Raw genomic sequence first — 19,397 nt, 5'->3', positions numbered from 1 at the left:
GCCCCCCGGAATCCGGCCGCGCCGGTCCGGGGACGGACCCCGGACCCCGGCGAGAGAAAGCGACCGCGTGAACGAGAAGGACATGGGCACGGACCTCCAGTCGGTGCTCATCACCAAAGAAGAGATCGACGCGAAGCTGGCCGAGCTGGCAGCGAAGATCGACGCGGAGTACGCGGGCAAGGATCTGCTCCTCGTCGGTGTCCTCAAGGGCGCGGTGATGGTCATGGCCGACCTGGCCCGTGCCGTCTCCACCCCCGTCACCATGGACTGGATGGCGGTGTCGTCGTACGGCGCGGGCACCCAGTCCTCCGGTGTCGTACGGATCCTCAAGGACCTCGACACCGACATCAAGGGCAAGCACGTCCTGATCGTCGAGGACATCATCGACTCCGGTCTGACCCTCTCCTGGCTCCTCTCCAACCTGGGGTCGCGCGAGCCCGCCTCGCTGGAGGTGTGCACGCTGCTGCGCAAGCCGGAGGCGGCCAAGGTCGCGATCGACGTCAAGTGGATCGGTTTCGACATCCCGAACGAGTTCGTCGTCGGCTATGGGCTGGACTACGCGGAGAAGTACCGCAACCTGCCCTTCGTCGGGACGCTCGCCCCGCACGTGTACGGCGGCTGACCGGCTCACGGGGGCGGCTGTGTCCGTCTCCTGGTCCCCGGGGGGCGGCCCCGCCCGCCCCCCGGGAACCAACCACCCACCCGGCGCGTTGGACCCCCGGAGGGCAGGTTTGTCCGCCACAGCGTGCGGTCAGCGCCGCGATGCTGGGGTACCGTCCGAAGAACAGTCTTTTCTCACAGCAGCATTTACCTACGGGCAGGAGGGACGGGGCGTTCTCGCTCCGTATGGATGGACGTGAAGCGATACTTCCGTGGGCCGGTCATGTGGATCGTGCTGGCCGTCCTCGCCGTGGTCGTGTTGATGCAGGTCGTCGGCTCGTCGGGCGGCTACAAGACAGTGGACACCGGCCAGGTCGTCCAGGCGATCGACAAGAACCAGGTCGACCAGGTCAAGCTGACCACCGGCGACGATCAGATCGTCAAGGTCGACCTCAAGGACGGCACCAAGGTCAAGGGCAGCGACAAGATCCAGGCGAGCTATATCGGCACCCAGGGTTCCGACCTGGCCGCCAAGCTCCAGGAAAAGTACGAGGCCGGTGAAATCCCCAAGGGGTACACCGTCTCGCCGTCGAAGCAGAGCCCCTTCATCTCGGTGCTGCTCTCGCTGCTGCCGTTCGTGCTGATCGTGCTGGTCTTCCTGTTCCTGATGAATCAGATGCAGGGCGGCGGCTCCCGGGTGATGAACTTCGGGAAGTCCAAGGCCAAGCTGATCACCAAGGACACCCCCAAGACCACCTTCGCCGATGTGGCCGGCTCCGATGAGGCCGTCGAGGAGCTCCAGGAGATCAAGGAGTTCCTCCAGGAGCCCGCGAAGTTCCAGGCCGTCGGCGCCAAGATCCCCAAGGGTGTGCTGCTGTACGGCCCGCCCGGCACCGGCAAGACCCTGCTGGCCCGCGCCGTCGCGGGCGAGGCGGGCGTGCCCTTCTACTCGATCTCCGGCTCCGACTTCGTGGAGATGTTCGTCGGTGTCGGCGCCTCCCGGGTGCGCGACCTCTTCGAGCAGGCCAAGGCGAACGCCCCGGCCATCGTCTTCGTGGACGAGATCGACGCCGTCGGCCGGCACCGCGGCGCGGGCCTCGGCGGCGGTCACGACGAGCGCGAGCAGACCCTCAACCAGCTCCTGGTCGAGATGGACGGCTTTGATGTCAAGGGCGGGGTCATCCTGATCGCCGCCACCAACCGGCCCGACATCCTGGACCCGGCGCTGCTGCGCCCCGGTCGCTTCGACCGTCAGATCGCCGTCGACCGCCCCGATATGCAGGGCCGTCTGGAGATCCTCAAGGTCCACCAGAAGGGCAAGCCGGTCGCCCCCGATGTGGACCTCGGCGCGGTCGCCCGCCGGACCCCCGGTTTCACCGGAGCCGACCTGTCGAACGTGCTGAACGAGGCGGCGCTGCTCACCGCCCGCAGCGACAAGAAGCTGATCGACAATCTGGCGCTGGACGAGGCCATCGACCGGGTGGTCGCGGGCCCGCAGAAGCGGACCCGGATCATGTCGGACAAGGAAAAGAAGATCACCGCGTACCACGAGGGCGGTCACGCCCTGGTCGCGGCGGCGCTGCCGAACTCCGACCCGGTGCACAAGATCACGATCCTCTCGCGCGGCCGGGCCCTGGGCTACACCATGGTCCTGCCCGAGGAGGACAAGTACTCCACCACGCGCAACGAGATGCTCGACCAGCTGGCCTACATGCTCGGCGGGCGCGCGGCGGAGGAGCTGGTCTTCCACGACCCGACCACCGGCGCGGCCAATGACATCGAGAAGGCCACCACCACGGCTCGGGCCATGGTCACCCAGTACGGCATGACCGAGCGCCTCGGTGCGATCAAGTTCGGCGGGGACAACACCGAGCCGTTCCTGGGCCGCGAGATGGCCCACCAGCGCGACTACTCGGAAGAGGTCGCGGCGCTGGTGGACGAAGAGGTCAAGAAGCTGATTGAGACCGCGCACAACGAGGCGTGGGAGATCCTGGTGGAGAACCGCGACGTCCTGGACAATCTCGTTCTCCAGCTGCTGGAGCGGGAGACCCTGGGCAAGGAGGAGATCGCCGAGATCTTCGCCCCGATCGTGAAGCGCCCGGCCCGTCCGGCGTGGACCGGCTCCTCCCGGCGTACCCCGTCCACCCGTCCCCCGGTGCTCTCGCCCAAGGAGCTGGCCCTGACCAATGGCGCGCTGAACGCGTCGGCGACCACGGACCTCACCAAGGACACCACGGCCGCCCCCGAGGAGCCTCCGGAGAGCTGATCCCCCCGGTGGGGCCCCGCCCCACCGGCCCCGGAATGAATGCCGCGTCCCCCCAGGTTCTAGCCTGGGGGGACGCGGCATTGTGCGCCGTGGACCGAGCAACAGGAACGAGGCACAGGATGACGGACCCGGTGACGCTGGACGGCGACGGCACGATCGGTGAGTTCGACGAGAAGCGTGCCGAGAACGCCGTTCGCGAGCTGCTGATAGCCGTCGGGGAGGACCCGGACCGCGAAGGGCTGCGGGAGACCCCGGCACGGGTGGCGCGGGCCTACCGTGAGCTGCTGGCGGGGCTGCGGCAGCAGCCCGAGGACGTCCTCACCACCACCTTCGACCTGGGCCATGACGAGATGGTCCTGGTGAAGGACATCGAGATCGTGAGCCTGTGCGAGCACCATCTGCTGCCGTTCCACGGCGTGGCGCACGTCGGCTACATCCCGGCGGACTCCGGGAAGATCACCGGGCTGTCGAAGCTGGCCCGGCTGGTCGAGGTGTTCGCCCGCCGTCCGCAGGTGCAGGAGCGGCTGACCACTCAGATCGCCGATTCCCTCATGCGGATCCTGGACGCGCGCGGCGCGATCGTGGTCATCGAGGCGGAGCACATGTGCATGTCGGTGCGCGGGATCCGCAAGCCGGGCGCGAAGACCACCACCTCGGCCGTCCGGGGACAGCTCCGGGACGCGACCACGCGCGCCGAGGCGATGAGCCTGATCCTGGCCCGCTGAGCCCGGACCGCTGAGCCCGGTGTGCCCGTCGGGGCCCGCCGGGCCGGTCGTGGAGAGCGGCCCGCCGGGCCGCTGGGTCCATCGGGTCCGCTGAACGCGGACCCGGGCCGGGGGTCAGGCGCGGGCCGGTCCGGTGCTGCCCGGGTGGGCGGTGTCCGGGTCGTCCGGCAGCCGGCAGACCCGCTCCAGGAAGAAGGCGGCGGCGATCACCGCGATCCCCGTGACCACCGAGAACCCGGCATAGATCGCCTGGTCCCGGCGGGCGGGCAGATCCAGGGAGCCGAGCAGGACCACCCCGACCCCGCCGTACGCCCCGCTCACCAGCGCCGCCACCAGGGCACTCGCCTGGCCGAAGACCACCGCGCGGGCCGCCATCAGCGGCTCCACGCCCTTGGCGCCGGGCCGGCGCTCCCGCTGGGCCTTCAGCCGGGAGCGCAGGGAGAGCGCGGTGGCGGTGAGGACCGCGGCGATGGCCGCCAGCACGATCGGGGCGGCCAGCGGAACGCTCGGCAGGGTGTCGTAGGACTCCCACAGCCGCGCGCCCGCCCAGGAGAGCAGCCCCGCTCCGGCGAAGAGAGCGGCCAGTACCCCGAGCCGTAGTTGCTTCACCGACCAAGCCGCCCTTCAGTCACCCTGCCGCCCTTCGGCCGCCGTCCCGAGCCATGAGCCTAACGACTACTCGGGCAGCCGGAGTTCCAGATCGGCCCGGGGTACCACGTCCGTGCGGTCGAGCCCGGCCAGCAGCTCCGCCACCGGGCCATGGCCCGGCAGCTCGGCGTCGGGGTCCACATCGTGCCAGGGCACCAGGACGAAGGCCCGCTGATGGGCCCGGGGGTGCGGCAGGGTGAGCACCGGGTCGTCGGAGAGATGGCCGGCGTAGGTCACGATGTCCACATCGATGGTGCGCGGACCCCAGCGCTCCTCCCGTACCCGGTCGAACGCCTCCTCGATGGCGTGTGCCCGCTCCAGCAGCGAGGCGGGCGGCAGGGTGGTCTTCAGCAGCACCACGGCGTTGAAGTACGAGGGCTGCGAGCCGGGCTCCACGCCCCAGGGCTCCGTCTCGTACACGGGGGAGACCGCCTTCACCCGGATACCGGGGGTGTCCTCCAGCGCGTCCACGGCGCCCTGGAGGGTCTCCAGCCGGTTCCCCAGATTGGAGCCGAGGGAGAGCACCGCCCGCCGGGGGTTGGAGAGGGTGATGTCGGCCGCGTCCACCTGCTCGACCACCGAGGCCGGAACGGGCTGCACCGTGGGGTCGCTCATGCCCGCCTCCGGGTGATGGTGACGGTGACATCGTCGAAGGGCACGGTGATCGGTGCGTCCGGCTTGTGCACCACCACCTCCACCTCCTGGACACCGTCGTGCCGGAGACAGGTCCGGGCGATCCGCTCGGCGAGCGTCTCGATCAGGTCCACCGGCTCTCCCTCGACCACGGCGACGACCTCCTCGGCCACCACGCCGTAGTGCACGGTCTTCGCCAGGTCGTCGTCGGCGGCGGCCGGACGGGTGTCCAGGCCGAGCACCAGGTCCACGATGAAGGTCTGACCCTCCTCGCGCTCCCGGGGGAAGACACCATGGTGCCCACGGGCCTTGAGGCCGCGCAGCGCGACACGATCCACGCGAATCACTCCTGCTCTCTCGTCCGACGGGCTCGGCGGGCGGTACGGCCGTACACGCGTACGCACCCGGAGCGCCCATGCGAATCTACCTGCGGACACCGACACCACCCCCGCGCGGGGGGCCGGTGTCGGCCCACCGGGGCCCGGGATCCGCCCCTGCCCCCTGCCAGAGGGGCCAAACCCCACCGGGGTTCCCGTACGCTCCCGTGCGCCCCCGCCACCCAGGGGCCGCGGGCCCCGGGCCCCGGCTACGCGGAGGGCTCCTCGTCCTGCTCGCCGCTGTCGTCGCCCTCCGTCAGCACGGGGGAGCCGTGGTGCGACCAGATGCGCCAGCCGTCCGGTGTGCGGCGGAACACATTGGTGGCGACGACCAGCTGCCCCATCAGCGGCCCCAGCTCCCCGGCCGACTCGGCCGGGCCGCCGCTGAGGATGTTCTCCGTACAGGTCACCAGCGCGGTGTCACCGGAGACGGCCACCTTCACATCGGTGAGGAAGAACTGGATGTACTCGGTGTTGGCCATGATCAGGGCGTACGAGCGCAGCACCTCGCCGCGGCCGGAGAGCACCGGCCACCCCGGGTGGACGCAGGAGATCTCGTCCTCCAGCCAGAGCCCGGAGAGCGCGTCGAAGTCGCCGCGCTCCATCGTCTCGTAGAAGAGGGTGTTGGCCGCCTCGACCGCCTCGATGTCGCCGCCGCTCACCGGGCGGCCCCGACGGCACGGGCGACCCGGACGGCGTCCGCGGTGGCCCGCACCTCGTGGACCCGGACGGCCCAGGCGCCCTCGTAGGCGGCGATGGCGGAGACGGCGGCGGTGGCCGCGTCCCGCTCCCGGGCCCTCGGCGGGGCGCCCTCGTCCCCGGCGAGCACATGGCCGAGGAAGCGCTTCCGGGACGCGGCGATCAGCAGCGGGCGGCCCAGGGCGTGCAGCTCGCGGAGGTGGGCGACCAGGGCGAGGTCGTGCCCGGCGTCCTTGGCGAAGCCGAGACCGGGGTCGATCACGATCCGCTCCGGCGCGATCCCGCCCGCGACGACCGCCTCCATCCGGGTGCGCAGCTCGGAGACGACCTCGGTGACCACATCGCCGTAGACCGCGCGGCCGGCCATGTCGGCGCTGAAGCCGCGCCAGTGCATCACCACGAAGGGGACCTCGGCGGCGGCGACCGCGGGCACCATCTCCGGGTCGGCGAGCCCGCCGCTGACATCGTTGACCAGGGTCGCCCCGGCGGCGACGGCACGGGCGGCGACCGAGGCGCGCATGGTGTCCACGGAGACGGTGACCCCCTCGGCGGCGAGCCCCCGCACCACCGGGATCACCCGGCGCAGCTCCTCCTCCTCGTCCACCCGGCTGGCGCCCGGACGGGTGGATTCACCCCCGACGTCCACCAGGTCCGCCCCATCGGCGACCAGATCGAGACCCCGCTTGACGGCGGCGGTGGTGTCGAACCAGCGACCGCCGTCGGAGAAGGAGTCGGGGGTCACATTGACGACACCCATGACCGCGCAGCGATCCCACTCCGGCAACCCGTTCAACGTACTCATACGCCCAGCCTAGGGCGCGGGGCGGACAAGGGCTTGCCCCGGGCGGCTCCGGGGCGGGTTCCCGGGGGCCGGGTCAGGGCTGGGTCCCGATGGACCTCAGGGTGACCTCGGCGCGCGGGATGTCCTGGGCGTCGGCGTCGATGGAGCGGCGCAGGGCCTCATGGAGGCGGGCGGGGGTGAGCACCCCGAGGAAGCGTCCGGTCGCCTCCGGGTCGATCACCGCGATCCACCCCGCGTCGTGCTGGAGCATGGTGGCGAAGGCCTGCTTGAGCGAGGCGCCCAGCGGCAGCCAGGCGTCCATCCGGCGGGCGTGGTCGCGGACGGTGCCCGCGCCGCCCGCCTGCTCGGCGGAGATCCAGCCGTGCAGATCGCCGGTGGTGTCCAGGACGACCGCCCAGCGCGCCCCCAGCTCCCGGGGGAGCGGGTCGTCGAGCCGGACCACGGGCGGCTGCTCCAGGTCGCTCTCCTCGATGGGGGTGACCGACAGCCGCTTCAGCCCCCGGTCCGCCCCCACGAAATCGGCCACATACGGGGTGGCGGGCGCCCCGAGCACCGCGGCGGGGGCGTCGAACTGCTCGATCCGGCCCTGCCCGTAGACGGCGATCCGGTCCCCCATCCGCACCGCCTCCTCGATGTCATGGGTGACCAGCAGCACGGTCTTGCGGACCTGGGCCTGGAGCCGGAGGAACTCGTTCTGGAGGTGCTCGCGGACCACCGGGTCGACGGCGCCGAAGGGCTCGTCCATCAGCAGCACGGGCGGGTCCGCGGCGAGGGCGCGGGCGACCCCGACGCGCTGGCGCTGGCCGCCGGAGAGCTGCTCGGGGTAGCGGGAGCCGTACACCGAGGGGTCGAGACCGACGAGGTCCAGCAGTTCGGCGGCGCGCGCCCGGGCCTGCGCCCGGGGTCGGCCGAGCAGATGGGGGACGGTGGCGGTGTTCTCCAGCACCGTCCGGTGCGGGAAGAGGCCGACCTGCTGGATGACATAGCCGATCCGGCGCCGCAGATCGACCGGGTCGACCGTGGAGACATCCCGCCCGTCCACGGATATCCGCCCCTCGGTGGGCTCGATCAGACGGTTGACCATTTTCATGGTGGTGGTCTTGCCGCAGCCCGAGGGTCCCACCAGAGTGACCAGTTCGCCCTGGGCCACCTCGAACGACAGATCGTCGACGGCGGTGGTGCCATCCGGATATCGCTTGGTGACGTGCTCGAAGCGGATCATGGCTCCCCATTGTGGTGGGCGGTGGGTGGCGTTGTGTGAAGGCCGTGTTGCGTGCCTGTGGCGGCTGCCGCGGAGTGTCAGTGGCCCAGGTTAAGGTCGTCAGACATATGTTCGGAATGCGCGGGGAGGCGGGGGGAGATGACGACACGTACGGCCATGGCGGAGAACTGCCTGACGGCCAATGACTGGATCTGCGGCGAATATCTGCGCACCCGTGCGCAGGAGCTGACCGACGCCACCGTGGAACATCTCTGGATCACCGGCCTCTCGGTCGTGATCGGTCTGCTGGTCGCCTTTCCCCTGGCGCTGCTCGCCCGGTCGCGCCCCGCCTTCGCCGGACCGGTCCTCGGACTGACCACCCTGCTCTACACGATCCCGTCGCTGGCCATGTTCTCCCTGCTGCTGCCGGTCTTCGGACTCTCGGCGGCACTGGTCGTCACCGGCCTGGTGCTCTACTCCCTCACCATCCTCGTCCGAAACATCCTCGCCGGGCTCGCCGCCGTCCCCGAGGAGGCCCGCGAGGCCGCCCGCGGCATGGGATACGGGCCCGGCAGGCTGCTCTGGGAGGTCGAGCTGCCGCTCGCCCTGCCCGCGCTGATGGCCGGGGTCCGGATGGCCACCGTGTCCACCGTCGCCCTCACCACCGTCGGCGCGCTGATCGGCCGGGGCGGGCTCGGCGACCTCATCGACGAAGGGGTGCAGACCACCTTCAAGGCCCAGGTGCTCACCGCCTCCGTGCTCTGTGTGCTGCTGGCCGTCGCGGCGGATCTGCTGCTCCTCGGGATCCAGCGGCTGCTCACCCCGTGGACCCGGATACGCCGGGCCGAGGAGGCTCTCTGATGGGAGTACTGGCCGACGCCTGGACCTGGCTCACCACCGCGTCCAACTGGTCCGGCGAGGACGGGGCCTGGAACCGGCTGGGCGAGCATGTGTACGTCAGCGGGGTCTCCCTCGCCCTCGCCTGTGCCATCGCCCTGCCGCTCGCCCTCTGGCTCGGGCACATCGGCAAGGGCGGCGCCCTCGCCGTCAACCTCTCCAACGCGGGCCGCGCGATCCCGGTCTTCGCGGTGCTCGCGCTGCTGATGCTCACCCCCCTGCGCACCGCGGGGTACACCCCCACCGTCATCGCCCTGGTGCTCTTCGCGATACCGCCGGTCCTGACCAACGCCTATGTCGGGATGCGGGAGGTGGACCGGGCGGTGGTGGAGGCCGCGCGCGGCATGGGCATGTCGGGGCGTCAGATCTTCCTCCGGGTGGAGCTGCCGCTCGCCTACCCCCTGCTGATGACGGGGGTGCGCTCGGCGGCCGTCCAGGTGGTCGCCACGGCCACCATCGCCTCGATGGTCGGCCAGGGCGGCCTCGGCCGCATCATCACCGCCGGTTTCAACACCCTCGACACCCCCCAGGTGGTGGCCGGGGCCCTGCTGGCGGCGGTGCTCGCCCTGCTGGTGGAGGCGGTGCTGGTCGCCGCCGACCGGCTGATCGACCCCCGCCGCCGGGCCGCGCGCCGCGCCGGCCCCTGAGTACCCACCCCTGAGCGACGGCCCGCCCGGGGCCACGACACGCCCGGGAACCCGACGGCCCAAAGATTCCGAAGTTTCCGACGACCCCGGACCTCTGGACGGAGCATCTGATGCGCAAGACCCCTCGTATCGCGGGAACGGTACTGGCCACAGCGGCGCTGACCGCCGCGCTCGCCGCGTGCGGCGGTGACAGCCTGGAGGACTCCGGCTCCGGCGGCGGATCCGGGAAGGGCGGGAAGAAGGGCTCCCTCGTCATCGGCTCCGCCTCCTTCACCGAGTCCAGGATCCTCGCCGAGCTGTACGCGGGCGTCCTCTCCGAAGCCGGTTACGGCACCTCCATCACCACCGTGAAGAACCGCGAACTGTACGAGCCCTCGCTGGAGAAGGGCGAGATCGACGTGGTGCCCGAATACGCCGCGACGCTCGCCGAATTCCTCAATGCGAAGGCGAACGGACCCAAGGCGCCGGAGGAGAAGCCGGTCGCCTCCAGCGATGTGAAGGCCACCGTCGCCGCACTCACTCAGCTCGCGGAACCGCGTGGACTGAAGGTCCTTCCGGCCGGGAAGGCGGTTGATCAGAACGCGTTCGCGGTGAGCCGGGAATTCGCGGAGAAGAACAACCTGAAGACCCTTTCCGACCTCGGCGAATCCGGCGTCGAGGTACGGATCGCGGCGGGCGACGAGTGCGCCGTGCGCCCCTTCTGCGCACCCGGGCTGAAGAGCGAGTACGGCATCGAGGTGAGCGGCATCGATCCCAAGGGCGTCGGCACGCCGCAGTCCAAACAGGCCGTCAGGGACGGCGCCGCACAGCTCGTCCTGACCACCACCACGGATGCCGTCATCGACGGCCTGGTCTTCCTGGAGGACGACAAGAAGCTCCAGAACGCGGACAACGTCCTGCCCGTCGTCAATGCGAAGGACGCGGGTGACCCCGGGATAGCGAGCGCGCTCGGCGGGCTGACGGAGGTGCTGACCACCGATGACCTCGCCGAGTTGAACCGGAAGGTGGACGCCGAACGGGCCAAGCCCAAGGACGTGGCCAAGGAGTATCTGGACTCCAAGGGGCTGCTCAAGAAGTAGGAATGGCTGTCGGATAGCCCGACCGGAACGCCACGACTTGCCCACGAGTGCCGGGTCGATATCCCCTTCCGCTTGTTCGCACGGTAAATTTCTGGCCATGCCACGTGGACGCCATCGTCATTCACCGCCCTTGCACAGGCTGCTTCCGCCCTCCGCGGTGGCCGGAGTTGCGGTGGTGTGCGCCGCCGGCTCGTGGCTGCTGACGGAACCGGCCCTGCTCAAAGCCCTGGCCACGGCCGCCGCGGCGGCGGCCGTCACCGGCGCGTTCCTGATGCGCCGTTGGGACCGTTCGGCGGGCCGTCAGGTCGCCGATCTCACTCGGGGGAGGGCCGGCGACGCCTGGCGCGCCGAGGAGCGGATCGCCGAGCTGGAGGCCGCCGCCGAGGAGGCCCGGGAGGCGCGCACCAAGCTGGACGCCAAGCTGCGGGCCAAGAGGATCGAGCTGGCCGGGCTGCGCGGGGAGCACGCGGCCCTGCTGCGCCGGTACGCGACCGCCGAGACCGAGCGGGCCAGTGTGCTGGAGGACCGCCGCCAGCTGGAGGTCGAGGGCCCCGGCGGGCACTCCGGCCCCGGTGGGCGCGGCCCCAAGGCGCTGCCCGCGGCGGGGACGGGTTCGACCCCGCCGCGCTATCTCCAGGCCGCCCAGGCGCTGGAGAACCTGGCCCGCAACGCGGCCGGTCAGCGGCGGGGCGCGCCGAACGCGCTGCCCGCAGCCCGGCCCGCCGAGCCGGCCCGGGGTGCGACGGGCCAGGAGGGGCGCCCGGTGCGGCCCGGTCCGGACGGGCCCAAGCAGCTCGGCCCCGGGGGAGCGCCCCGCGCCGCCGTGACGGCGGCCCCGGCCACCCGGGCCCCGGCGACCCCGGTGCCCGCGCCCGCTTCCGTACCGGCTCCGACTCCGGCTCCGGCCCCCGCTTCCGTACCGACCCCGGTGCCCGCTCCGGGACGGCCCGCACCGCAGGCCGCCGTCCGGCCCGGGACATCCGCCGCACCGGTCCCGGTCGGCCAGGCCACTCCGGTCCCGCCTGTCCCGGTCCCGGCGGCCCCCGCTCCGGTGCGGGCCCCCGCGCCCGTACCGGCCGCTGCTCCGGTGCACGCCGTGCCGCCGGCCGCCCCGGTGCCCGCGCCCGCCACTGTGCCCGCCACCGCGCCCGCCGCCGGTCCCGTACCGGCCCCCGCGCAGCCCGCCGAGGGCGCTGCGGGCGCCGGGGGGACGGCCCGGGGCGGGGCGGCGGCGATCGTCCCCTACGGCTCGCGCCGGGGCCCCGCCCCCGCCCGCCCCGAGGGGAACTTCGACTTCTTCGGCAACCACGCCGCCGCCACCCCCGAGCGGGCCCGGAAGGCGATCGAGGCCGTGCAGGAGGAGGACCTCGCCGATGTGGTGGGCGAGGAGGCGCTGGCCGAGCGGAAGGCCGAGCAGCAGGCCGACCGGACCGGCGGGCACCCCACCGGGACCGACCGGGCCGCCGCCGGCGATGTCATCGATCTGACCGCGCACGACGAGACCGAGAAGCTCGATCTGGGCGAGCTGCGCGACGCGGTCAGCTCCTGACCGCTCCGTACACCCCTCGCGCAGGGGTACGAGGAAAGGGCCCCGGGGACACGTCCCCGGGGCCCTTCCCCTTTCTTCCGATGGAGCGGCCGGCTTCCGCGATGGAGCGGCCGGGCTACTTGTCGATGTCGCCCACGACGAAGAAGAGCGAGCCCAGGATCGAGACCATGTCCGCCACCAGGGTCCCCGGCAGCAGCACCGCGAGGGCCTGGATGTTGTTGTACGAGGCGGAGCGCAGCTTCAGCCGGTACGGGGTCTTCTCGCCCTTGGAGACCAGGTAGTAGCCGTTGATCCCCAGCGGGTTCTCGGTCCAGGCGTAGGTGTGGCCCTCGGGCGCCTTCAGCACCTTCGGCAGCCGCTGGTTGACCGGGCCGGGCGGCAGTTCGTCGATCCGGTCCAGACAGGCGTCGGCCAGGTCCAGGGAGTTGTACGACTGCTCCAGCAGCACCTCGAACCGGGCCAGGCAGTCGCCCTCGGTCCGGGTGACCACCTTCAGGGTGTCCGCCAGCTCCCCGTACGCCAGATAGGGCTCGTCCCGGCGGAGGTCGAAGTCGACCCCGGAGGCGCGGGCGATGGGCCCGCTGACGCCGTAGGCGTGCACCGCCGCCGCCGGGAGCACCCCGACCGCGCGGGTACGGCCCCGGAAGATCTCGTTGCCGAGGACCAGCCGGTCGTACACATCCATCCGGGAGCGCACCTCGGCCACCGCCTGGCGGACCCGGCCGAGCCAGCCCGCCGGGAGGTCCTCCTTGAGGCCCCCGACCCGGTTGAACATGTAGTGCATCCGCCCGCCGGAGATCTCCTCCATGACGTTCTGGAGCACCTCGCGCTCCCGGAAGGCGTGGAAGACGGGGGTGATGCCGCCCAGCTCCAGCGGGTACGAGCCGAGGAACATCAGATGGTTGAGGATCCGGTTCAACTCGGCGAGCAGGGTCCGGGTCCACACGGCCCGCTCGGGGACCTCCATGCCGAGCATCCGCTCGACCGCCATGACGACGCCCAGCTCGTTGGAGAAGGCGGAGAGCCAGTCGTGGCGGTTGGCCAGCATCACGATCTGGCGGTAGTCCCGGGCCTCGAAGAGTTTCTCCGCGCCCCGGTGCATATAGCCGATGACGGGTTCGGCGTGCCGGACGACCTCGCCGTCGAGGACCAGACGGAGGCGGAGCACTCCGTGGGTGGAGGGGTGCTGGGGGCCGATGTTGAGCACCATGTCGGTGCTCTCCGCCGCGCCGCCGATGCCGAACGTGGTCTCCGTCATGCGGCCAGTATCCCCCGTGCCCGCGCGCGCCCCGGACCAGGTCCCGTACCAGGTCGCCGACCGGGCCGGGGAGCCACCCGGGGGAGCCGCCCGGTGGGCCACCCGGGTGGTTCGGGTCCGGTGACCGGTCCGGGGCGGCACCCCGGGTGGTCCGGGTCCGAGGGGATCACCCGGGTGGTCCGGGTCCGAGGGAATCACCCCGGGTGGTTCGGTCCGGGGGAGGCACCCGGGTGGCTCAGCCCCGGTGGGTCAGCCAGAGGAAGTCGCCCAGGCCGCCCCGGGCCGTCAGCTCCGCCGCCTCGCCCGCCGAGGCCAGGGCCCGGACGTACCCCGCCGGGTCCGTCCGCGCCAGCTCCAGCGGCGGGCGCTCCCCGGTGATCCCCAGCGCGCGCAGCGCCTCGCGCTGGGTGGTGAGCGAGTCGCCGGGCAGCGCACAGGCGTCCAGGGCGACATGCGCGGTGATGTCACAGCTCCCGTCCGGCACCGGCTTCACCTCGCGGCCCGCGCGGAAGCCGGTCAGGGTGCCGAAGAGCGGCCGGTCCTCAGCCCGGTGCGCGTAGTCCACCGCCACCACCGCCCCGGCCCGCAGCGCGGCCACCGCCGCCGCCCACGCGGTGTCCCGGGGGTGCCCGATCTCCGCCCGTGTCCCCGGTCCGGCCGACGGCCACCAGCGGTCGAGCCATCGGGCGTCGGCACCGTCGACCGGGGGTCCCAGCCGCTCCGTCCCGTCCGGCCGCACCAGCACCCGGCGCACCACCCCGTCCTCGTCGCACTCGGCCACGTCGACCGGGACATTGTCGAGCCACTCATTGGCGAAGATCAGTCCGCTGACCCCGTGCGGCAGCTCCGCCGTCCAGTGGATCCGGGGGTCCAGCCCGGCGGGCCGCTCCGCCCGCTCCACCGCCACCGCCCGGACCGGGAAGCCCGGGGGCAGCGCCGCCAGCACCCCCGTCAGCAGCTCCCCGCGCCCCGCGCCCATGTCGACGAGGTCCACCGGGCCGGCCGGGGAGCCGGGCCCGTCCAGCCGCTCCGCCGTCTCCCGCAGCAGCCGGGCGACCGCCCGGGCGAAGAGCGGGGAGGCGTGCACGGAGGTACGGAAGTGGCCGGCCGGGCCCTCGGGCCGCCGGTAGAAGCCCCCGGGGCCGTACAGCGCGGTCTCGGTCGCCTCCCGCCAGCCGCGCCAGTCACCGCCGGCCGGGCTCCCACCGCCGGCCGGGCTTCCGTCGCCGTCATCCGGGAGGTCGCCCTCCGGGAGGTCGCCCTCGGGGAGGCCGCTGTCCGGGAGGTCGCTTTTCGGGAGGCCGCCCGCCGGGGGAGCCTCGCCGACCGGCCGGTCAGTCGGTCCCCGCCCCGCCGCCCCCGGAGCCGTCATCCCGTACCCCGCTCGTTCTCCCGGTTCATGACACCGCCCGCTCTCCGTCTCGCGCACGCCGCCCAGTCTCCACCTTGGGGAGTACACGGCCGTCGCGGGGATCGCTCTGACGGTTGACCCCTACAGCTGTCGCCCTTCCCTACGCTGGGTTACGTGCATCGCGTCTATGAGTTCGTCCGCAGACACCCGACAGGGGTCGACACCTTCTGGGGTGTTGTCCTCCTGGCGGTCGCCCTGATGGACCTGTCCACGGTGACCCGGTACGACGCCGGGTGGATCGGCGTGCCCCTCTCGCTGGGGTTCGGCGTCGTGATCGCGCTGCGCCGCCGGATGCCGGAGCGGATGCTGCTGCTCACCCTGGTGCTGGGCCTGGTCCAGCTGGTCGCGGGTATCCAGATGTACCCGGGCGACTTCGCGATGCTGGTGATCATCTATACGGTCGCCGCCCATGACACCCCCCGCTGGGCCCGCCGGCTGGCCCTGGTCGCGGGGGCCGCGGCGGCGCCGATCTCCCAGATGGCCTGGCCGCCCCCGGACGACCTGGGGGTGACCGCCCAGATCTTCCTGATGATCATCCTGATCGTCCCCTTCGTCCTCGCCTGGGTCCTCGGGGACTCCATCCGTACCCGCCGGGCGTACTTCGCCCAGCTGGAGGAGCGGGCGCTCCAGCTGGAGAAGGAGCGCGAGGCCCAGGCCAAGGTCGCGGTCGCCGCCGAGCGGGCCCGGATCGCCCGGGAGCTGCACGATGTGGTCGCCCACAATGTCTCGGTGATGGTGGTCCAGGCGGATGGCGCCGCCTATGTCCTGGAGGTCGCCCCCGACCAGGCGAAACAGGCCCTGGAGACCATCTCCTCCACCGGTCGCCAGGCCCTCGCCGAGATGCGCAGGCTGCTGGGTGTGCTGCGGACCGGCGACGGCCCGGAGGGCGGTGAGTACGTCCCCCAGCCCGATGTGCAGCAGATCGAGGATCTGGTCGAACAGGTGCGCAAGGCGGGGACCATGGTCGACTTCCGGGTCGAGGGCACCCCGCGCCCGCTGCCCAGCGGGGTGGAGCTGACCGCGTACCGCATCGTCCAGGAGGCGCTCACCAATACCCGCAAGCACGGGGGACCCCAGGTCGGCGCCAGTGTCCGGCTGGTCTACTTCGACGACGGCCTCGGACTCCTTGTCGAGGACGACGGGCGGGGCTCCGCGCATGAGCTGTACGAGGACGGCGGCGCGGACGGCAAGGGCCATGGGCTCATCGGCATGCGGGAGAGGGTCGGCATGGTGGGCGGCACACTGGACGCGGGGCCCCGGCCCGGTGGAGGCTTCCGTATCAGCGCGCTGCTGCCGCTGAAGTCCGCCTGAGCCGCCGGTGCCCCCGTACCCCCCCCGCACCCCCCGTACCCCCGTATCCCGGTAAAAGGCCCCGGCCGACGCGGTCGCACCGCCCGTAACCCCTGAACCACAGAGACGTACCCCCTGAACCACAGAGAGCTAGAGGAATCGGCTGATATGTCCATCAAGGTGATGCTCGTGGACGACCAGGTGCTGCTCCGCACCGGATTCCGCATGGTGCTCGCCGCCCAGCCGGACATGGAGGTCGTCGCGGAGGCGGGCGACGGTGCGGAGGCGATCGAGCTGCTGCGTTCCACGGCGGTGGACGTGGTCCTGATGGACGTCCGGATGCCCCGGCTGGACGGGGTCGAGGCGACCCGCCGGATCTGCGCCCAGACCGACCCGCCGAAGGTGCTCATCCTGACCACCTTCGACCTGGACGAGTACGCCTTCTCCGGGCTGAAGGCGGGCGCCAGCGGCTTCATGCTCAAGGATGTGCCCCCCGGCGAGCTGCTGGCGGCGATCCGCTCCGTGCACAGCGGGGACGCGGTGGTCGCCCCCTCCACCACCCGGCGGCTCCTCGACCGCTTCTCGCCGATGCTGCCCAGCGGCAACCCCGAGCCCCGGCACAAGGACCTGGAACGCCTCACCGAGCGCGAGCGCGAGGTGATGCTGCTGGTCGCCCAGGGGCTCTCCAACGGTGAGATCGCCGGACGGCTGGTGCTCTCCGAGGCGACCGTGAAGACCCATGTGGGACGGATCCTCACCAAGCTGAATCTGCGGGACCGGGTCCAGGTCGTGGTGCTCGCGTACGAGACCGGCCTGGTCCGCGCGGGTGGCGGCCCCGCCCCCCGCTGACCTCCCGCCCGCCCGCAGGGGTCCGGGGCCGGCGCCTCAGCGCAGCACCGTCTCCAGGAAGTCGCTGCCCAGCCGGGCCACCGCGCCCACATCCAGCTGGTGCAGCACATACCGCCCCCGGCGGCGGGTGCTCACCAGCTGGGCCCGCTTCAGCACCCCCAGATGCCGGGAGACCTCCGGCGCGGTGATCCCGAACGACTCCACCAGCTCACTCGTGGTGTACGGGGCCCGCGCCAGATGGCGGCAGAGCCGCATCCGCAGCGGGTGCGACAGCGCCGCCATCCGGCGCTGGAGCAGCTCCACCGGGGCGGCGCCGGGCAGCGAGGGCGAGCCCACCGGATAGTGGATCACCGGCCGCCAGCCGGGGGCGTGCAGCACCATCAGATGCGGCCAGCCATGGCTGGAGGGAAGCAGGGTGAGCCCCGCGCCGACCGCCCGGTCCACGGCGGTGGCCCGGCCCTCCCCGAGCTTGTCGGCGGTGATACGGGTGTGCTCCTCGTCCACCGTCAGCGCGGGCGACACCGCGCGCAGGGCGTCGGCGAGGCCCTTGCGGCGCAGCAGCTCCGTCTTGTGCCGGGCGTCCGCCGCGAGGGTGGGCAGCACCCGTGCCCAGGTGTCGGCGAAGAACGCCCGGTCGCAGTCCTCGAAGAGGCGGCGCAGCCAGGCCCGTACCCCGGTGGGGTCGCGCAGCAGCCGCCGGGTGAAGTCGAGCTGGCGGGGTCCGCGCAGGGTCGCCAGCTCCAGCGCCCGGTCCCGGCGGCGCGGGTCGAGGAGGGCCGAGGGGCCGCCCTCGGTGTAGTCCGAGCTGCACACGAACTCCAGCGCCGCCGAGACGAACCGTTCGTCATCCAGCCGGTCCAGCAGATCGAGGTCCTCCGCGAGGGTGGCCCCCGGGGCGCCGCCACCGGAGATGGTGGGGGCACCTGAGGCACCTGAGGTGGCAGAGGCGGCGGAGACGGCGGAGGCGAGGCCCGCGAAGGGCATGAAGACATCGGAGAACGTCTGCCGCCACAGGAAGTCCGCCTCGCAGAGCCGGTCGGCCAGATCCGGCTTGAGCCCGGCGGAGGTCGCGGTGGCCCAGCCGTGCAGAGCGGGATGGTGCCCCGGCTCGGCGAGGGCGTGCAGGGCCATGCCCAGCTCGGCGAGGGGCGAGATCTCGAAGACGATGCGCTCCTGCGGGAGCCCGCTGATGTCGATGGTGACGCTCACGGGTCCATGGTGCGGGGTACGGCACGGTGCCCGTCACGCCGTTTGACGCGGGACGTCAATCGACGGGACGGCCGAGGGCCGAGGGGGGCCGTACGGGCCGTGAGCCGGAGGGACGCGACCCAGGGGCATCCGCTCACCTCCACCGCGCCGCCGCCCCCGCCGTACGCCGCAGGGCCTGCCTCCCGCCCCGCCCTCCGCGCCCTCCTCCGTACCCTCCGGACCCCCTGTACCGCCCCCGCCGCCCCGGTCGCGGCTGACCCGGGGCGCCCGGGGCCGCTGGCGTAGCATGACGGGCACATCGTCCGGTACCCGCCGAGGACTGGAACGGAAGGCACCGTGAACCCCACCGCACCCCCCGACCCGCAAGCCCGCCCCGCCCGGCTCACCGTCGGCGTCGTCGGCGCGGGCCGGGTCGGTCCCGCGCTCGCCGCCTCGCTGAGCCTGGCCGGGCACCGGCCGGTCGCCGCCTCCGGTGTCTCCGACGCCTCCCGCCGCCGGGCCGCCGAGCTGCTCCCCGGAGTCCCCCTGGTCACCCCCGCCGAGGTGCTGGCCCGCAGCGAGCTGGTGCTGCTGACCGTCCCCGACGACGCCCTGCCCGCCCTGGTCGAAGGGCTGGTGGAGACCGGCGCCGTACGCCCCGGGCAGCTGCTCGCGCACACCTCCGGGCGGTACGGGGCCGCCGTCCTCGACCCGGCGACCCGGGCCGGCGCCCTGCCGCTCGCGCTCCACCCGGCGATGACCTTCACCGGCACCGCCGTCGACATCCAGCGCCTCGCGGGCTGCTCCTTCGGCGTCACCGCCCCCGAGGAGCTGCGGCTGGCCGCCGAGGCCCTGGTGATCGAGATGGGCGGGGAGCCCGAGTGGATCGCCGAGGAGTCCCGCCCGCTCTACCACGCGGCCCTCGCCCTCGGCGCCAACCACCTGGTCACCCTGGTCGCCCAGTCGATGGAGCTGCTGCGCGCCGCCGGGGTCGGCGCCCCCGACCGGATGCTCGGCCCGCTGCTGGGCGCCGCCCTCGACAACGCCCTGCGCTCCGGCGACGCCGCCCTCACCGGCCCGGTCGCCCGGGGTGACGCCGGGACCGTCGCCGCGCACATCGCGGAGCTGCGCCGGCACGCCCCCGGGGCGGTCGCCGGCTATCTCGCCATGGCCCGCACCACCGCCGACCGGGCCCTGGCCCATGGACTGCTCAAACCGGAGCTTGCCGAGGACCTGCTCGGCGTACTGGCGGAGGACGACCGGTGACCACCACTCCCA

General features: G+C 72.6%; 19 protein-coding genes. 10 read left to right on the top strand and 9 right to left on the bottom strand.

The genetic code is table 11. The features are described from left to right. Positions 1 to 82: 82 nt before the first annotated feature. The 3 genes from hpt to folE all read left to right on the top strand — a co-directional run bounded on the left by hpt (position 83) and on the right by folE (position 3,591). Positions 83 to 622: a hypoxanthine phosphoribosyltransferase gene (gene hpt, locus ABT354_RS05335; RefSeq protein ID WP_351490137.1), complete on the top strand. Its 540-nt coding sequence runs from the start codon at positions 83 to 85 to the stop codon at positions 620 to 622. 228 nt (positions 623 to 850) lie between these two features. Further along, positions 851 to 2,866: an ATP-dependent zinc metalloprotease FtsH gene (gene ftsH / locus ABT354_RS05330; protein WP_351489339.1), complete on the top strand. Its 2,016-nt coding sequence runs from the start codon at positions 851 to 853 to the stop codon at positions 2,864 to 2,866. A gap of 119 nt (positions 2,867 to 2,985) precedes the next feature. Further along, positions 2,986 to 3,591: a GTP cyclohydrolase I FolE gene (folE, locus tag ABT354_RS05325; RefSeq protein ID WP_351489336.1), complete on the top strand. Its 606-nt coding sequence runs from the start codon at positions 2,986 to 2,988 to the stop codon at positions 3,589 to 3,591. A gap of 114 nt (positions 3,592 to 3,705) precedes the next feature. On the opposite strand, the gene ABT354_RS05320 is transcribed toward folE, so the two are convergent. The 6 genes from ABT354_RS05320 to ABT354_RS05295 form a co-directional block, all read right to left on the bottom strand. Further along, positions 3,706 to 4,200 carry a DUF3180 domain-containing protein gene (locus ABT354_RS05320; protein ID WP_351489334.1) on the bottom strand — a complete coding sequence of 165 codons (495 nt, stop codon included), beginning with the start codon at positions 4,198 to 4,200 and terminating at the stop codon, positions 3,706 to 3,708. A 66-nt stretch (positions 4,201 to 4,266) separates the two neighbouring features. After that, the gene (gene folK / locus ABT354_RS05315) at positions 4,267 to 4,854 is read right to left on the bottom strand and encodes a 2-amino-4-hydroxy-6-hydroxymethyldihydropteridine diphosphokinase (RefSeq protein ID WP_351489332.1); all 588 of its coding nucleotides are present in this window, start codon (positions 4,852 to 4,854) and stop codon (positions 4,267 to 4,269) included. Further along, a complete protein-coding gene (gene folB / locus ABT354_RS05310; RefSeq protein ID WP_351489329.1) occupies positions 4,851 to 5,210 on the bottom strand; it encodes a dihydroneopterin aldolase in 360 nt (119 codons plus the stop codon). The genes folK and folB overlap by 4 nt, the downstream gene beginning before the upstream one ends. A 248-nt stretch (positions 5,211 to 5,458) precedes the next feature. Further along, complete coding sequence (locus ABT354_RS05305) at positions 5,459 to 5,911, bottom strand: nuclear transport factor 2 family protein (RefSeq protein WP_351489327.1); 453 nt, start codon at positions 5,909 to 5,911, stop codon at positions 5,459 to 5,461. Further along, positions 5,908 to 6,750 (bottom strand): dihydropteroate synthase, encoded by an 843-nt coding sequence (gene folP, locus ABT354_RS05300; protein WP_351489324.1) that lies wholly within the window; start codon positions 6,748 to 6,750, stop codon positions 5,908 to 5,910. The genes ABT354_RS05305 and folP overlap by 4 nt, the downstream gene beginning before the upstream one ends. Before the next feature lie 73 nt (positions 6,751 to 6,823). Beyond that, entirely contained in the window at positions 6,824 to 7,972 is a 1,149-nt protein-coding gene (locus tag ABT354_RS05295; RefSeq protein ID WP_351489322.1) for an ABC transporter ATP-binding protein, read from the bottom strand. 156 nt (positions 7,973 to 8,128) lie between these two features. On the opposite strand from ABT354_RS05295, the gene ABT354_RS05290 reads away from it, so the two are divergent. The 4 genes from ABT354_RS05290 (at position 8,129) to ABT354_RS05275 (ending at position 12,123) form a co-directional block, all read left to right on the top strand. After that, positions 8,129 to 8,812 carry an ABC transporter permease gene (locus ABT354_RS05290; RefSeq protein ID WP_502983346.1) on the top strand — a complete coding sequence of 228 codons (684 nt, stop codon included), beginning with the start codon at positions 8,129 to 8,131 and terminating at the stop codon, positions 8,810 to 8,812. Then, complete coding sequence (locus ABT354_RS05285) at positions 8,812 to 9,495, top strand: ABC transporter permease (RefSeq protein ID WP_351489317.1); 684 nt, start codon at positions 8,812 to 8,814, stop codon at positions 9,493 to 9,495. The genes ABT354_RS05290 and ABT354_RS05285 overlap by 1 nt, the downstream gene beginning before the upstream one ends. 110 nt (positions 9,496 to 9,605) lie before the next feature. Then, complete coding sequence (locus tag ABT354_RS05280) at positions 9,606 to 10,574, top strand: ABC transporter substrate-binding protein (protein WP_351489315.1); 969 nt, start codon at positions 9,606 to 9,608, stop codon at positions 10,572 to 10,574. A 130-nt stretch (positions 10,575 to 10,704) separates the two neighbouring features. Beyond that, complete coding sequence (locus ABT354_RS05275) at positions 10,705 to 12,123, top strand: hypothetical protein (RefSeq protein WP_351489313.1); 1,419 nt, start codon at positions 10,705 to 10,707, stop codon at positions 12,121 to 12,123. Positions 12,124 to 12,238: 115 nt separating this feature from the next. Here the strand turns inward: ABT354_RS05275 and ABT354_RS05270 are convergent, their stop codons facing one another. Beyond that, positions 12,239 to 13,381 carry an NADH-quinone oxidoreductase subunit D gene (locus ABT354_RS05270; RefSeq protein WP_351489310.1) on the bottom strand — a complete coding sequence of 381 codons (1,143 nt, stop codon included), beginning with the start codon at positions 13,379 to 13,381 and terminating at the stop codon, positions 12,239 to 12,241. Between the two features lie 235 nt (positions 13,382 to 13,616). Further along, a complete protein-coding gene (locus ABT354_RS05265) occupies positions 13,617 to 14,810 on the bottom strand; it encodes an SAM-dependent methyltransferase (protein ID WP_351489308.1) in 1,194 nt (397 codons plus the stop codon). Between the two features lie 96 nt (positions 14,811 to 14,906). Here ABT354_RS05265 and ABT354_RS05260 point away from each other — a divergent pair, with 96 nt between their 5' ends. Beyond that, positions 14,907 to 16,103 carry a sensor histidine kinase gene (locus ABT354_RS05260; RefSeq protein ID WP_351489306.1) on the top strand — a complete coding sequence of 399 codons (1,197 nt, stop codon included), beginning with the start codon at positions 14,907 to 14,909 and terminating at the stop codon, positions 16,101 to 16,103. Positions 16,104 to 16,250: 147 nt separating this feature from the next. Then, positions 16,251 to 16,931, top strand: coding sequence for a response regulator (locus tag ABT354_RS05255; RefSeq protein ID WP_351489304.1), 681 nt, complete (start codon positions 16,251 to 16,253; stop codon positions 16,929 to 16,931). Positions 16,932 to 16,967: 36 nt separating this feature from the next. On the opposite strand, the gene ABT354_RS05250 is transcribed toward ABT354_RS05255, so the two are convergent. After that, complete coding sequence (locus ABT354_RS05250; protein WP_351489302.1) at positions 16,968 to 18,140, bottom strand: DUF5937 family protein; 1,173 nt, start codon at positions 18,138 to 18,140, stop codon at positions 16,968 to 16,970. A gap of 336 nt (positions 18,141 to 18,476) precedes the next feature. Here ABT354_RS05250 and ABT354_RS05245 point away from each other — a divergent pair, with 336 nt between their 5' ends. Beyond that, complete coding sequence (locus ABT354_RS05245) at positions 18,477 to 19,385, top strand: Rossmann-like and DUF2520 domain-containing protein (RefSeq protein WP_351489300.1); 909 nt, start codon at positions 18,477 to 18,479, stop codon at positions 19,383 to 19,385. Positions 19,386 to 19,397: the final 12 nt, after the last annotated feature.

It is taken from the genome of Streptomyces sp. NPDC000594 (assembly GCF_040299965.1).
In the GTDB taxonomy this organism is placed as follows: Bacteria; Actinomycetota; Actinomycetes; order Streptomycetales; family Streptomycetaceae; genus Streptomyces.
Note: the sequence above shows the minus strand (reverse complement) of the source record. Positions and strands in the feature narration are given on the sequence as shown.